Origin of the sequence: Paraburkholderia silvatlantica (assembly GCF_003096715.1) — a bacterium.
Classification (GTDB): domain Bacteria; phylum Pseudomonadota; class Gammaproteobacteria; order Burkholderiales; family Burkholderiaceae; genus Paraburkholderia; species Paraburkholderia silvatlantica.
Genome location: NZ_QEOL01000013.1, coordinates 201,063 through 201,571 on the forward strand (window position 1 = coordinate 201,063; position 509 = coordinate 201,571).

1 protein-coding gene is annotated in these 509 nt (G+C 64.2%); it reads left to right on the forward strand.

Going from position 1 to position 509, the window contains the following annotated elements; genetic code table 11:
* On the forward strand, positions 1–509 hold a 509-nt coding region (locus C7411_RS38285), incomplete at both ends, for an autotransporter-associated beta strand repeat-containing protein (protein ID WP_243413235.1).

Here is a 509-nt window from a genome sequence, read left to right on the forward strand (position 1 = left end):
ACCACCGTGCTGACGGGCGTGAATACCTACACCGGTGGCACGACGATCAGCGCCGGCACGCTGCAACTGGGCAACGGCACCACCAACGGCTCGATCACAGGCAACGTCACCGACAACGCCATCCTCGCCTTCGATCCCGCCTCTGGCACGACGATGACCGAACCCGGTGTGATTTCCGGCACCGGACAGGTCCAGCAGATCGGCACGGGCACCACCGTGCTGACCGGCACAAACATTTACACCGGCGGCACGACGATCAGCGCCGGCACCCTGCAACTGGGCAACGGCAGCACGAACGGCTCGATCGCGGGTAACATCACCGACAACGCCACGCTCGCCTTCGATCCCGCTTCCGGCTCGACGATGACCGAAGCAGGCGTGATCTCCGGCATCGGCCAGGTTGAGCAGATCGGTGCGGGCACGACCGTACTGAGCGGCGTGAACACCTATACCGGTGGCACCACGATCAACGCCGGCACATTGCAGATTGCAGCAGACGACAACCTCGG